The organism is Variovorax sp. KK3, from assembly GCF_001984055.1.
In the GTDB taxonomy this organism is placed as follows: domain Bacteria; phylum Pseudomonadota; class Gammaproteobacteria; order Burkholderiales; family Burkholderiaceae_C; genus Variovorax.
Map to the genome: position 1 here is coordinate 26,130 of NZ_LYVO01000074.1, position 11,964 is coordinate 38,093.

Genomic DNA, 11,964 nt, shown 5'->3' on the forward strand with positions numbered 1-11,964 from the left:
ACGCCATCGCGTACCCTCAGGACTCATCCACCGACAAGGAGCCCCCCGGACATGGCCAGCTTCAAGAAGTACCGCCCCGGCAGCAAGTTCAGGCTGGCCGACATCGACCCCGATGACACGCCATTTTTGGAAGGCGACGAAGACGCCCAGCGCGCGCAACTCGACCAGCTCGCAGGCGAGCTCGACGAACTGCAGAACCTGCTGGTCGCCGAAGGCCGGCGCAAGCTGCTGCTGGTGCTGCAGGGCATGGACACCAGCGGCAAGGACGGCACCATCCGCTGGGTGTTCTCGCGCACCTCGCCGCTGGGCGTGCGGGTCACCGCCTTCAAGGCGCCCAACGACGACGAGCGCGCACGCGACTACCTGTGGCGCTGCCATGCGGTGGTGCCGCGCACGGGCGAGATCATGGTCTGGAACCGCAGCCACTACGAAGACGTGCTGGTCCCCGTGGTCGAGGGCTGGATCGACAAGTCCGAGCAGCAGCGGCGCTTCGCGCAGATCGACGACTTCGAGCGCCTGCTCACCGAGACCGGCACAGTGGTCGTCAAGTGCATGCTGCACATCAGCAAGAAGGAGCAGCGCGAGCGGCTGCAGGCGCGCATCGACGAACCCGACAAGCGCTGGAAGTTCAAGCTCGACGACCTGGCCGCGCGCAAGAAATGGGACGCCTACCAGCAGGCCTACGAGCAGGCCTTGCGCGCCACGTCCAGCCGCCATGCGCCCTGGCACGTGGTGCCGGCCGACAGCAAGCGGCATCGCAACCTGATGATCGCCCAGTTGCTCGTCAAGACCTTGCGCGACATGAAACTGGCCGTGCCCCCCGCCGACGCGGCGCTGGACGGCCTGGTCGTCAAGTAGCACCGGCCGTTCGTTCGACCTTCGTCTCTCCTCCATATGGCGTATTGAGGGGGCCGGATCGCGGTGGGAGACTGCCTTTCACGCGATCACGATCACGCGCCCGCGCAACCTCGAAGGACCATCATGGACGTCTTGACCCTCTCCGAGCTGATGACCGGCCTGATCTCGGTGATCGGCACCGGCATCCTCTTGCTGATGACCACGAGCCGCGTGCCGAGGGCGCTGCACGACGAGATCGCGCAGCGCGTGGAACGCTCCATCGCGGCGATCGACGCCTGCGACGACAGGCGCCGCCGCTGAAGCGCTTTGTCTTTCGCGGCAGGGCTCGGCGGCCGTGTCCTGCGGTCGACTGCTCGTGCTCGCATCGCACGGCGAGCGAAGGATCATGCGTGCTGCCTGGAGGTCGAAAGTATCAATCTGCGCCAAAGCCAACTTTCGAGCCTGCGGGCGCGCGGTTTCGAACCGTCGACGATTTAACAACGTAGGTTCTTTTTCGCCCTCTGCCGTGCCTGTCGCGCACGCCAGCGACGACACTCCTCGAAAGTTTTTGTGTCGGCTTTTTCGAGGACTGGTCATGGACTCCCCCGATCTTGAAACCGTTGAGCGAACGCGCGCAGTCATCGAGGAGCTGATCGCCTACCGCAGCCATCTGTCGGTTTCGGTCCCCTACTTCGCGCCCACCAACATCGGCTCGCTCACGCCCGACGTGCAGCAGAACGAGTCGCGCATCAAGGAAGAGAACGACTACGGCAACCGCGTGCGCGCCGCCATCCAGATGAGCCTGGCCGCCGCCGCCGCATCGATGCGACTGGCCGAATCGTTGATGCACGACGACGCGCAGCTCGGCATGCGCGAACGCCAGCAGAACCTCGCACGCTGCGCGCAAGAAGCCCAGAGCTGCCGCGACGTCGCAGGCCACGTGGTCGCACTGCTGTCGGGCAAGGAGGCGCCGAAGGTCGATGCGCTGATGGAAATCCGGCGCTTGAAGTCGGCGGTTCACGATCGCTTCGGGCGGTGGCCTGGGAGCAAGTAGGCGGCGACGCGCGCTGAGCCTCCGTTGCTCGCTGACTCCCATCGCGATATCGGCAAGGATCGACGGACGAAAAACGAAGGGCAAGAAAAAGCCCCGCTGCAGAGTCTGCGCGGGGCTTTGTTGTTCTTGGCGGAAACGGAGGGATTCGAACCCTCGATGAGGCTCTACACCCCATACTCCCTTAGCAGGGGAGCACCTTCGGCCACTCGGTCACGTTTCCAGCAGTCCGCGATTATGCCAGCTTATGCGGCAGGTTGATCGAGATCGAAGGCCTTGTGCAGCGCGCGAACGGCGAGCTCCATGTACTTCTCGTCGATCACCACCGAAGTCTTGATTTCGCTCGTGGAGATCATCTGGATGTTGATGCCCTCCTCGCTCAGAACGCGGAACATCTTGCTGGCCACGCCCACGTGGCTGCGCATGCCGATGCCGACGATGCTGACCTTGCAGATCTTGGTGTCGCCGACGATGTCCGCCGCGCCCAGCGTGGGCAGCACTTTTTCCTTGAGCAGGTCGATGGTCTTGGCGTAGTCGTTGCGGTGCACCGTGAAGCTGAAGTCGGTGCGGCCGTCCTTGCTCAGGTTCTGGATGATCACGTCGACCTCGACGTTCGCATCGGCGACTGCCCCCAGGATGTGGTACGCGATGCCGGGCTTGTCGGGCACGCCGAGCACGGAGATTTTGGCCTCGTCGCGGTTGAACGCGATGCCGGAGACAACGGCTTGTTCCATGTTTTCGTCTTCCTCGAATGTGATCAGGGTGCCGGACTTGGCCTCTTCCTTGAGGTCGATGTCCCAGGGCGTGAAGCTGGACAGCACGCGCAGCGGCACACGGTACTTGCCAGCGAACTCGACCGAGCGGATCTGCAGCACCTTGGAGCCCAGGCTCGCCATTTCGAGCATTTCCTCGAAGCTCACGGTGGTCAGGCGCCGGGCATCGGGCTCGACGCGCGGGTCGGTGGTGTAGACGCCGTCGACGTCGGTGTAGATGAGGCATTCGTGCGCCTTCATCGCCGCTGCGATCGCGACCGCGGAGGTGTCGCTGCCGCCACGGCCCAGCGTGGTGATGTTGCCGGCCTCGTCCACGCCCTGGAAGCCGGTGATGACGACCACTTTGCCGGCTTCGAGGTCGGCGCGCACGCGTGCATCGTCGATGCTTTCGATGCGGGCCTTGGTGAAGGCGCTGTCGGTTTTCACCTGCACCTGCCAGCCGGCGTAGCTGACGGCCTGCATGCCCTCGGCCTGCAGCGCGATGGCCAGCAGTGCCGACGAGGCCTGCTCGCCGGTGGCGGCCAGCATGTCGAGCTCGCGGTTGTAGTCGTCGGCCGTCTTGCCGGGTGCGAGCTCTTTGGCGAGGCCGAGCAGGCGATTGGTTTCGCCGCTCATGGCGCTCGGAACGACCACCATCTGGTGGCCCGCGCGCGCCCACTTGGCGACGCGCTTGGCGACATTGCGGATGCGCTCGGTCGAGCCCATCGACGTGCCGCCGTATTTGTGAACGATCAATGCCATGGGTGAAGTCAAGAGATGAATTCGGATGCCTGCCGCAGTGCAGGTGACCGTGAGCCCGTCACGTGCCCGAGGGGCCTGTTTCAGCGCAAGGCCGCAGGCTGCGACGGAGGCCGGGCATTGTACCAACGCAGCACATCGCCCTCGCGCTGGACGTAACCGTCCGCAACCTTGATGCGGATGCGGTGGCCGCGGGTGCTGCAGGCCTCGATCTGGTCGAGCAGTTGTTCGAGCTGCGCTTCGCTCGGCACGGCGTCGTGCTCGCGCCGCAGCCAGTGGCGCAGCACGTTGGCCAGGCGCTCGCGCGGCAAAGTGCGCAGGGCAGCCAGCGTGGGCGGAAGTCCGGCGGTCTCGCTGTCGGATGCGGCGACCTCGGCCAGCAGCCGCGAGGCCCTGGCCGCGTTGCGGGCCGAGCGTGCGAAGGTCTCGCGAAACTGGGGCAGCGTCGCGGCGAGCGCGGGCAGCAATTGCAGGCGGATGCGGTTGCGGGTGTAGCGCAGGTCGGCGTTGGTCGGGTCGTCGACGTGGACCGTGCCGCTCGCCGCGATCCATTCGCGCAGCGCGACGGCCGGGACATCCAGCAAGGGTCGATGGAAGTCGATGCCATGGCGTTTCATCCGCCGCGGCATGCCGGCCAGCCCGTCGAGTCCGGCGCCGCGGCCGAGCGCGATCAGCATGGTTTCGACCTGGTCGTCGGCGTGCTGGGCCAGCGCCACATCGTGAAGGCCGTTTGCCTGCGCGAGGCGCGCCAGCGTGGCGTAGCGTGCACGCCGTGCCGCGTCTTCAGGGCTTTCGCCGGGCGCATGCCGAGCGTCGACGCGGCCGACATGCAGCGGAACGTCGAGCGCCTTGCAGGTGGCGCGGCAGTGGGCTTCGAAGTCGTCGGCCGCGGCTTGCAGGCCATGGTGCACGTGGAGCGCGAACACCTGGCCCGGCCATCGGGCCGCGGCAGCATGCAGCAGCGCGGTCGAATCGGCGCCGCCGCTGTACGCCACGCCCAGCGGCAACGGCGCCGCCCAGGATGCCAGCGCGGGGGCGGCGGGATTTTCCATGACGAAGTGGCGGGCCGGCGCCAGTCCGCCCGGTCTACTTGGCGCTTTCGGCCTTGGTGTCGGCGAAGCGGCCGTAGCCTTGCAAGCGCTCGTAGCGACGGTCGAGCAGTTCCTTGGAGCGCAGGTCGGCGACCTGGCGGTAGGCGTCGTTGAGCGCACGCTTGAGGAAGGCGGCCATCTGCCGGTGGTCGCGGTGCGCGCCGCCGACGGGCTCGTTGACGATCTTGTCGACCAGGCCCAAGGCCTTGAGCCGGTGCGCGGTGATGCCCAGCGCATCGGCTGCTTCTTGCGCCTTGTCGCTGGTCTTCCAGAGGATGGAGGCGCAGCCCTCGGGGCTGATGACGGAGTACACCGAGTACTGCAGCATGAGCACCTGGTCGCCCACCGAAATGGCCAGCGCGCCGCCTGAACCGCCCTCGCCGATGATGGTGACGATGACCGGCACCTCCAGCTGCGCCATCTCGAAGATGTTGCGCCCGATGGCCTCGGACTGCCCGCGCTCTTCGGCGTCGATGCCCGGGTAGGCGCCCGGCGTGTCGACGAAGGTGAAGACCGGCAGCTTGAACTTCTCGGCGGTCTTCATGAGGCGCAAGGCTTTGCGGTAGCCCTCGGGCTTGCTCATGCCGAAGTTGCGTGCGGTGCGCTCCTTCGTGTCGCGGCCCTTCTGGTGGCCCAGCACCATGCAGGGCGTGCCGTTGAAGCGGGCCAGCCCGCCGACGATGGACAGGTCGTCCGAGAAGTGGCGGTCGCCGTGCAGCTCGACGAAGTCGGTGAAGATCTCGTGGATGTAGTCCAGCGTGTACGGGCGCTCAGGGTGCCGGGCGATCTTGGTGATCTGCCAGGGCGTCAGGTCGCTGTAGATTTCCTTGGTGAGCTGCAGGCTCTTCTTGCCGAGCTGGTCGATCTCTTCGGAGATGTCGACGGCCGATTCGCTTTGTACATAGCGCAGCTCTTCGATCTTGGATTCGAGCTCTGCCACGGGTTGCTCGAAGTCGAGAAAGGTTCGTTTCGCCAACGTCTTCTCCTGTTGTCAGTATGCGACCACCGGGAGGGGGTCGAGCGATCGCCAAATATACCAAGTCGCGACGCTGCAATAGGGGGCCCAGGCGACAGCTACCTCGCGGGCGTCGCTGCGGCTGACCGGATCGCCCGAGAAGTAGCTCTGGCTGATGCCGGCGATGAGGCCCAGGTCGTCCAGCGGCAGCACGTTGGGGCGCAGCAGGTGGAAGATCAGGAACATCTCGGCCGTCCAGCGGCCGATGCCGCGGATGGCGACCAGTTCCTCGATGATCATCTCGTCGGCCATCTGGTCCCAGGCTTCGACGTGGACCACGCCCGCGTCGAAATTGAGCGCCAGGTCGACAAGGTACTCGATCTTGCGGGCCGACAGGCCGGCCGCACGCATGTCGTCGACCTTGAGGCGCAGCACGTTCGCCGGCGTCATCTTGCGGGGCAGCCGGGCGAAGCGGTCCCAGACGGACTGGGCTGCCTTCACCGAGATCTGCTGGCCGACGATGCTGCGGGCGAGCGTGGTGAACGCGTCGCCGCGCGACTCGAGGCAGGCGTCGCCGAACTGCGGGATCAACCGCTTCATGACGCGGTCTTTCCTGGCGAGGTACTTGCAGGCCTCTTCCCAGTAGGGCGGTGTCTGGACCTGGACTTCGGGCTTCTTGCTGGCAGGAGGCATCGCGCTTTTCATGCCCTCACTTGACGGTGGTCCAGCTGGTGCCGGTGGGTGAATCCTTGAGCACGATGCCCTGGGCCAGAAGGTCGTTGCGGATGCGGTCGGCCTCGGCGAAGTTCTTCGCCGCCTTGGCCGCCGCGCGCTGGGCGATCAGCGCCTGAATGGCGGCGTCGTCGAGCGTGCTGCCGGCCTGCAAGAAGGCCTCCGGGTCGCCCTGCAGCAGGCCCAGGCAGCCACCCAGCGCCTTGAGCAGGCCGGCCGTGCGGGCCGACCGCGTGCGATTGACATCGCCCGCCAGTTCGAACAGCACGGCCACAGCCTCGGGCGTGCCGAAGTCCTCGTTCATCGCGGCTTGGAAGCGCGCGGCATGCGGATCGGCCCAGTCGATCTCGACCGCTTCGGGCGCGACCAGGTGAAGTGCCGTGTACAGACGCTTGAGCGAAGCGCGGGCATCGTCGAGGTGCACGTCGCTGTAGTTGAGCGGACTGCGGTAGTGCGCACGGACCACGAAGAAGCGCACCGTCTCGGCGTCGAACTGCTTGAGCACGTCGCGGATCAGGAAGAAGTTGCCCAGGCTCTTGGACATCTTCTCGTCGTCGATGTTGATGAAGCCGTTATGCATCCACGTACGGGCCAGCGGCTGGCCAGTGGCGCCCTCGCTCTGGGCGATTTCGTTCTCGTGGTGCGGGAACTGCAGGTCCATGCCGCCGCCGTGGATGTCGATCGTTTCGCCTAGCAGCTCGCAGGCCATGGCCGAGCATTCGATGTGCCAGCCCGGCCGGCCGGGGCCGAACTCGCTGGCCCACTTCACCTCTTCGGGCTCGGTGGGCTTGGCGCTCTTCCAGAGCACGGGGTCGAGCGGGTCTTCCTTGCCGTCGAGCACAGCGACGCGCTCGCCGGCATGCAGCTCGTCGAGCGACTTGCCGCTGAGCTTGCCGTAGCCTGCGAACTTGCGCACCGCATAGTTGACGTCGCCGTTGGTCGAGCGATAGGCCAGGCCCTTGCCTTCGAGCGTGGCGATCATCGACAGCATCTGCGGCACGTATTCGGTGGCGCGCGGCTCGTGCGTGGGGCGCTCGATGCCGAGGGCGTCGGCGTCCTCGTGCAGCGCATCGATCATGCGGTCGGTCAAGGCGCGGATGCTCTCGCCGTTCTCGACCGCACGACGGATGATCTTGTCGTCGATGTCGGTGATGTTGCGCACGTACTCGACCTCGTAGCCCGAGGTCTTGAGCCAGCGCTGCACCACGTCGAAGGCGATCATCGATCGCGCATGGCCCAGGTGGCAGTAGTCGTACACCGTCATGCCGCACACGTACATGCGCACCCGAGGGGGTTGCAGCGGAGAAAACTTCTCCAGTTCACGCGTCAGCGTGTTGTAGATGCGAAGACTCATGGATACCGAAAATGCCGACATGCGCCCGCGCGACACGGACGATCGACAGAGATTTTTTCAGGGGTGAGGATGCTATGGCAACGAGGGGATGAACGGAGCCCCTCGGCTACAATCCCGTGCCAGTATAAACGGCCGCAGCCGTTCAATTCCGGGTGTTTCGAGGCCCGCGTTCCATCCAACTGTCGAGGCTCATGAAGCACGCCGCAGCCCCCTCCTCTTCTTCTTTCATCGTCCGCTTCCTGTCGGTGCTTCTGTTCGCGCTCGTGGCCACTGCGGCTCATGCGGACGACTACGGCGACGTCAACGCGCTGCTGCGCCAAGGCAAGGCCGACGAGGCACTGGCCAAGGCCGACGCCTACATCGCCGGCAAGCCGCGCGATCCGCAGATGCGCTTTCTGCGCGGCGTGGTCCTCACCGAACAAGGCAAGCAGGCCGACGCCATTGCCGCCTTCACGCAGCTCACGCAAGACTTCCCCGAACTGCCCGAGCCCTACAACAACCTCGCGGCCCTCTACGCCAACCAGAGCCAGTTCGACAAGGCGCGCGCCGCGCTCGAAATGGCCATCAAGCTCAACCCGAGCTATGCCACCGCACACGAGAACCTGGGCGACGTTTACGCCCGGCTGGCAGGCCAGTCCTACGGCCGCGCGCAGCAGCTCGAGGCAAGCAACACCACGGTGGCGCCCAAGATCACGCTGATCCGGCAGCTGTTCACCACGCCCGGCAGCGGCAACCTGCCGTCGGCGCCTGCCGACACGCGCCGGCCCGTGCGCCGCTGAGGCGCACGCTAGCCCGACTGCCGCGGCACCGCCGGCAACTTCGTCATCACCGCCATCGCACCCATCGCCATGCCCATTTTTTCGCGCCGCACGGCGTTGGTCCTCGTTTCCACATTGAGCATCGCCGGCGCCGCCTGGGCGCAGCAGGCCGCGCCGCGCGTCAAGCTGCAAACGTCCGCCGGCGACATCGTGATCGAGCTCGCGCCCGACAAGGCGCCGAAGACGGTCGACAACTTCCTGCAGTACGTCCGCGACAAGCACTACGACGGCACAGTCTTCCACCGCGTGATCGACGGCTTCATGATCCAGGGCGGCGGCTTCACGCCCGACCTGCAGCAGAAGCCCACGCGCGCACCCGTGCCGCTCGAGGCGAACAACGGCCTGAAGAACGACAGGTACACGGTCGCGATGGCGCGCACGTCCAACCCCAACTCCGCGACCTCGCAGTTCTTCATCAACGTGAAGGACAACGCGATGCTCAATGCGCCCAATCCCGACGGCTACGGCTACACGGTGTTCGGCAAGGTGGTCGCGGGCAACGAGGTCGTCGACAAAATCCGCGCGGTGCGCACGGGCAACAAGGGCGGCATGCAGGACGTGCCCGTCGAAAGCGTCACCATCCTGTCTGCCACCCCCGTGGCGAAGTAAGCCACTTCACAACCAGCCAGCCGGCAAACAAGCAAACAAGGAGCCCTCATGAGCAACCCCCAAGTCGAACTGCATATCAAGGACCAGGGCGTCATCACCCTCGAACTGGACCAGGACAAGGCACCGAAGTCGGTCGAGAACTTCCTCGCCTACGTCACCAAGGGCCACTACGACAACACCGTGTTCCACCGCGTGATCCCCGGCTTCATGGTGCAGGGCGGCGGCTTCGAGCCCGGCATGTCGCAGAAGGCGACCGGTGCCGAGATCCAGAACGAGGCCAACAACGGCCTGAAGAACGACAACTACACCGTCGCCATGGCCCGCACCAGCGCGCCGCATTCGGCCACCGCGCAGTTCTTCATCAATGTCGCGGACAACGGCTTCCTCAACCACACCGCGCCGTCGGCGCAAGGCTGGGGCTACGCGGTCTTCGGCAAGGTGATCGAAGGCAAGGAAGTGGTCGACAAGATCAAGGCCGTCAAGACCGGCCGCAAGGGCTTTCACGACGACGTGCCGCTCGAAGACGTCGTGATCGAGAAGGCGGTCGTCAAGTCCTGACCCGATGACGGCATTCGCCGAGCTCGTGGCTCCTGCGGGGTGGCGCACGGTCGACTTGATGTCCGACCTCCATCTGCAGGCCTCGGAGCCGGCGACCTTCGAGGCCTGGCGCGGCTACCTGCAGACCACGCCGGCCGATGCGATCTTCATCCTCGGCGACCTGTTCGAGGTCTGGGTTGGCGATGACGCGGCCGGCGAGCCCGGCTTCGAGGCGCAGTGCGCCGAGCTTCTGCGCGAAGCCACCACGCGCCGCCCCGTTTTCTTTTTGCACGGCAACCGCGACTTCCTGGTCGGCGCCGCCTTCGCCGCGCGATGCGGCGTGCGGTTGCTCGACGATCCGACGGTGCTGGTGCTGCACGAGCGCCGCTGGCTGCTGAGCCACGGCGACCTGCTCTGCCTGGAAGACACCGAGTACCTGCGCTTTCGGACCGAGGTGCGCGCACCGGCCTGGCAAAAGGCCTTTCTCGCGCGGCCGCTGGCCGAACGCCGCGCGCTTGCCCGTTCGATGCGGGCACAGAGCGAAGACCGCAAGCGCACGCCCGGCATGGTCTGGGCCGATGTCGATGCCGATGCGGCACGCGCCTGGCTGCGGCAGGCCAATGCCAACACGCTGGTGCACGGGCACACGCACAAGCCGGCGACGCACGTGCTCGGTACCGGGCTGTCGCGCATCGTGCTGAGCGACTGGGACCTGAAGGCACACCCTGCCCGCGCGCAGCTGCTGTGCCTGTCGAGCGCCGGCGCCCAGCGCGTCGACCTGCGCTGATGTTCGGCTGGCTGCGCGGGCTGCGCACGCCGCCGTCCATTCCTGATTCGGCCTGGCAGGCGACACTGGCGCGCTACCCCTTCCTTGCCGACCGCTCCGTCGACGACGTCGCGCGGCTGCGCACGCTGGCAGCGGAGTTTCTGCGCGACAAGGAATTTCACGGCGCTCACGGCTTCGTTATCACCGACGAAGTGGCGCTTGCGGTGGCGGCGCAGGCAGTGCTGCCCGTGCTTCATCTGCCCGGGGGCCTGCGCTGGTACGACGATTTTGTGGGCATCGTCATGCATCCCGGCGAGGCGGTGGCGCGGCGCAAGACGGTCGACGAAAGCGGCGTGGTGCACGAGTACGACGAAGTGCTCGCCGGCGAGGCCATGGACCGTGGCCCGGTCATGCTGAGTTGGCAGGACGTACTGGCCGGCAGCATCACCCAGGACTCGGGCTACAACGTCGTGATCCACGAATTCGCCCACAAGATCGACATGCGCAGTGGCGACGCCGACGGCTGCCCACCGCTGCCCGCCGGCTTCGGGGGCACGTCGACGGCGCGCGATGCGCGGATCGCCTGGTTCTCGGTGCTGCAGCCTGCTTACGACGACTTCCGCGAGCGAACCATCGTCGCCGAGCGCTTCGGCGGCGAAGAGCCCTGGCTCGATGCCTACGGCGCGACCTCGCCCGCGGAATTTTTCGCCGTGGCTTGCGAGGCCTACTTCGTGAATCGCGACAAGTTGACCAGCGAGTTCGCCGGCCTCACCGGCCTGTTCGACGAGTTCTTTCAGCGCTCGACCGCCGGCTGAGGGCGCGGACGCGCTGCGCGCGCCCTCGCCCCTTCGCCAGCCGCTCTCTTACTTGCGCAGCAGCGCCTTCAATGCATTTTGCAGGCGGCGCGCCGATGCAGCATCGTGCGCGGTCGCCAGCACGGTACCGGCGTCCTGCCCCCAGGTCTGCGCCGGCGCCGGATCGCCACGGCGCGTCAGCAGCTTGAGTTGCAGCGCGCGGCGTGCGTCGAGCTGTTCGGCCGGGGTGGGCACTTCGGCCGCCATCTCCAGTCGCAGCAGGGCTTCGGCGGCGTCATCGGCCTTCGACGATGGGCCGGCGGTCAGCGCCTGCGACCATTGGCCACGAACCGCGGGCGTGACGGCCCTGCCCAGTTCCTGAACGCTCGGCAGCTTCGACGCGTCGCGCTGCTCCCAGGCGCCCAGCACCTGGGTCAGGGCCTCGCCGTGGGCCTGGGCGGCCAGCTTGCGCAAGGCCATGTCGGCGCGCTCCAGCGCATCGCGCTGTGCGCGGAAAGCGGTATCGCCGAGGCGCGGGCCGCGCTCTTCGCGTGGCGGACGGTCGCCGAAGCGGCCGGCGCCGGGGCCGCGATCGCCGGCGCGTGGCGCGCCGCGGTCGTTGCCGCCGCGTGAGGGCGGGCCACTGCGACCATCGCGGCGGTCGCCGAAGCGGCCGCCGGCGCCGCGTGCAGCGGGTGCAGCGTCGCTCTTGCGGTTGCCGGGCCGGTCATCGCCGCGCACGGCGATCACGGGCTTCGGCGCGGGCTTGGGCGGTGCCGCGGGTGCCGGTGCTTCCTGGGCCTCGCCGGCATCGGCGCGGGCCGATGCATCGGCGCCATCGGCAGGTGCCACCAGGTCGGCAGCGGGTTCTGCCGATTCGCTGGCGGCAGCAGGCGGCGTGTCGCCGGC

At 66.9% G+C, this 11,964-nt stretch carries 13 protein-coding genes, 1 tRNA gene and 1 pseudogene; 8 read left to right on the forward strand and 7 right to left on the reverse strand.

Annotation, left to right across the window (positions count from 1 at the left end):
* Positions 1-51: 51 nt before the first annotated feature.
* The 3 genes from B0W80_RS27060 to B0W80_RS27065 all read left to right on the forward strand — a co-directional run bounded on the left by B0W80_RS27060 (position 52) and on the right by B0W80_RS27065 (position 1,891).
* Positions 52-858 (forward strand): PPK2 family polyphosphate kinase, encoded by an 807-nt coding sequence (locus B0W80_RS27060; RefSeq protein WP_077002250.1) that lies wholly within the window; start codon positions 52-54, stop codon positions 856-858.
* A gap of 123 nt (positions 859-981) precedes the next feature.
* Positions 982-1,158, forward strand: coding sequence for a hypothetical protein (locus B0W80_RS35695; protein ID WP_179107035.1), 177 nt, complete (start codon positions 982-984; stop codon positions 1,156-1,158).
* A gap of 274 nt (positions 1,159-1,432) precedes the next feature.
* Positions 1,433-1,891, forward strand: a complete 459-nt coding sequence (locus tag B0W80_RS27065) for a hypothetical protein (RefSeq protein ID WP_077002251.1) — start codon at positions 1,433-1,435, stop codon at positions 1,889-1,891.
* A gap of 127 nt (positions 1,892-2,018) precedes the next feature.
* Here B0W80_RS27065 and B0W80_RS27070 read toward each other — a convergent pair.
* The 6 genes from B0W80_RS27070 to cysS all read right to left on the reverse strand — a co-directional run bounded on the left by B0W80_RS27070 (position 2,019) and on the right by cysS (position 7,531).
* Positions 2,019-2,111, reverse strand: a tRNA-Ser gene (locus tag B0W80_RS27070).
* Between the two features lie 22 nt (positions 2,112-2,133).
* On the reverse strand, positions 2,134-3,402 hold the full coding sequence (locus B0W80_RS27075) for an aspartate kinase (RefSeq protein WP_077002252.1): 1,269 nt from the start codon (positions 3,400-3,402) through the stop codon (positions 2,134-2,136).
* Between the two features lie 80 nt (positions 3,403-3,482).
* Positions 3,483-4,451 carry a tRNA lysidine(34) synthetase TilS gene (gene tilS, locus B0W80_RS27080; protein ID WP_077002253.1) on the reverse strand — a complete coding sequence of 323 codons (969 nt, stop codon included), beginning with the start codon at positions 4,449-4,451 and terminating at the stop codon, positions 3,483-3,485.
* Between the two features lie 34 nt (positions 4,452-4,485).
* A complete protein-coding gene (locus B0W80_RS27085) occupies positions 4,486-5,466 on the reverse strand; it encodes an acetyl-CoA carboxylase carboxyltransferase subunit alpha (protein WP_077002254.1) in 981 nt (326 codons plus the stop codon).
* A 15-nt stretch (positions 5,467-5,481) separates the two neighbouring features.
* Positions 5,482-6,138, reverse strand: a complete 657-nt coding sequence (locus B0W80_RS27090) for a DNA-3-methyladenine glycosylase (RefSeq protein ID WP_077002255.1) — start codon at positions 6,136-6,138, stop codon at positions 5,482-5,484.
* A gap of 16 nt (positions 6,139-6,154) precedes the next feature.
* Positions 6,155-7,531, reverse strand: coding sequence for a cysteine--tRNA ligase (gene cysS, locus B0W80_RS27095; protein ID WP_077002266.1), 1,377 nt, complete (start codon positions 7,529-7,531; stop codon positions 6,155-6,157).
* A 191-nt stretch (positions 7,532-7,722) separates the two neighbouring features.
* Here cysS and B0W80_RS27100 point away from each other — a divergent pair, with 191 nt between their 5' ends.
* The 5 genes from B0W80_RS27100 (at position 7,723) to B0W80_RS27120 (ending at position 11,076) form a co-directional block, all read left to right on the forward strand.
* The gene (locus B0W80_RS27100; RefSeq protein WP_077002256.1) at positions 7,723-8,310 is read left to right on the forward strand and encodes a tetratricopeptide repeat protein; all 588 of its coding nucleotides are present in this window, start codon (positions 7,723-7,725) and stop codon (positions 8,308-8,310) included.
* 69 nt (positions 8,311-8,379) lie between these two features.
* Complete coding sequence (locus B0W80_RS27105) at positions 8,380-8,958, forward strand: peptidylprolyl isomerase (RefSeq protein ID WP_077002257.1); 579 nt, start codon at positions 8,380-8,382, stop codon at positions 8,956-8,958.
* 48 nt (positions 8,959-9,006) lie between these two features.
* Positions 9,007-9,516: a peptidylprolyl isomerase gene (locus B0W80_RS27110; protein ID WP_077002258.1), complete on the forward strand. Its 510-nt coding sequence runs from the start codon at positions 9,007-9,009 to the stop codon at positions 9,514-9,516.
* A gap of 4 nt (positions 9,517-9,520) precedes the next feature.
* Positions 9,521-10,282 (forward strand): UDP-2,3-diacylglucosamine diphosphatase, encoded by a 762-nt coding sequence (locus B0W80_RS27115; protein WP_077002259.1) that lies wholly within the window; start codon positions 9,521-9,523, stop codon positions 10,280-10,282.
* Positions 10,282-11,076 carry a zinc-dependent peptidase gene (locus B0W80_RS27120; RefSeq protein ID WP_077002260.1) on the forward strand — a complete coding sequence of 265 codons (795 nt, stop codon included), beginning with the start codon at positions 10,282-10,284 and terminating at the stop codon, positions 11,074-11,076. Before B0W80_RS27115 ends, B0W80_RS27120 begins: the two co-directional genes overlap by 1 nt.
* A gap of 48 nt (positions 11,077-11,124) precedes the next feature.
* Here B0W80_RS27120 and B0W80_RS27125 read toward each other — a convergent pair.
* Positions 11,125-11,964, reverse strand: a pseudogene (locus B0W80_RS27125) (DUF349 domain-containing protein); the annotation flags it as partial.

Bases quoted from the DNA above. Each gene is read 5' to 3' on its own strand.
- B0W80_RS27060 (WP_077002250.1), top strand. From the start codon at position 52: ATGGCCAGCTTCAAGAAGTACCGCCCCGGCAGCAAGTTCAGGCTGGCC.
- B0W80_RS35695 (WP_179107035.1), top strand. From the start codon at position 982: ATGGACGTCTTGACCCTCTCCGAGCTGATGACCGGCCTGATCTCGGTG.
- B0W80_RS27065 (WP_077002251.1), top strand. From the start codon at position 1,433: ATGGACTCCCCCGATCTTGAAACCGTTGAGCGAACGCGCGCAGTCATC.
- B0W80_RS27075 (WP_077002252.1), bottom strand. From the start codon at position 3,402: ATGGCATTGATCGTTCACAAATACGGCGGCACGTCGATGGGCTCGACC.
- tilS (WP_077002253.1), bottom strand. From the start codon at position 4,451: ATGGAAAATCCCGCCGCCCCCGCGCTGGCATCCTGGGCGGCGCCGTTG.
- B0W80_RS27090 (WP_077002255.1), bottom strand. From the start codon at position 6,138: ATGCCTCCTGCCAGCAAGAAGCCCGAAGTCCAGGTCCAGACACCGCCC.
- cysS (WP_077002266.1), bottom strand. From the start codon at position 7,531: ATGAGTCTTCGCATCTACAACACGCTGACGCGTGAACTGGAGAAGTTT.
- B0W80_RS27100 (WP_077002256.1), top strand. From the start codon at position 7,723: ATGAAGCACGCCGCAGCCCCCTCCTCTTCTTCTTTCATCGTCCGCTTC.
- B0W80_RS27105 (WP_077002257.1), top strand. From the start codon at position 8,380: ATGCCCATTTTTTCGCGCCGCACGGCGTTGGTCCTCGTTTCCACATTG.
- B0W80_RS27110 (WP_077002258.1), top strand. From the start codon at position 9,007: ATGAGCAACCCCCAAGTCGAACTGCATATCAAGGACCAGGGCGTCATC.
- B0W80_RS27115 (WP_077002259.1), top strand. From the start codon at position 9,521: ATGACGGCATTCGCCGAGCTCGTGGCTCCTGCGGGGTGGCGCACGGTC.
- B0W80_RS27120 (WP_077002260.1), top strand. From the start codon at position 10,282: ATGTTCGGCTGGCTGCGCGGGCTGCGCACGCCGCCGTCCATTCCTGAT.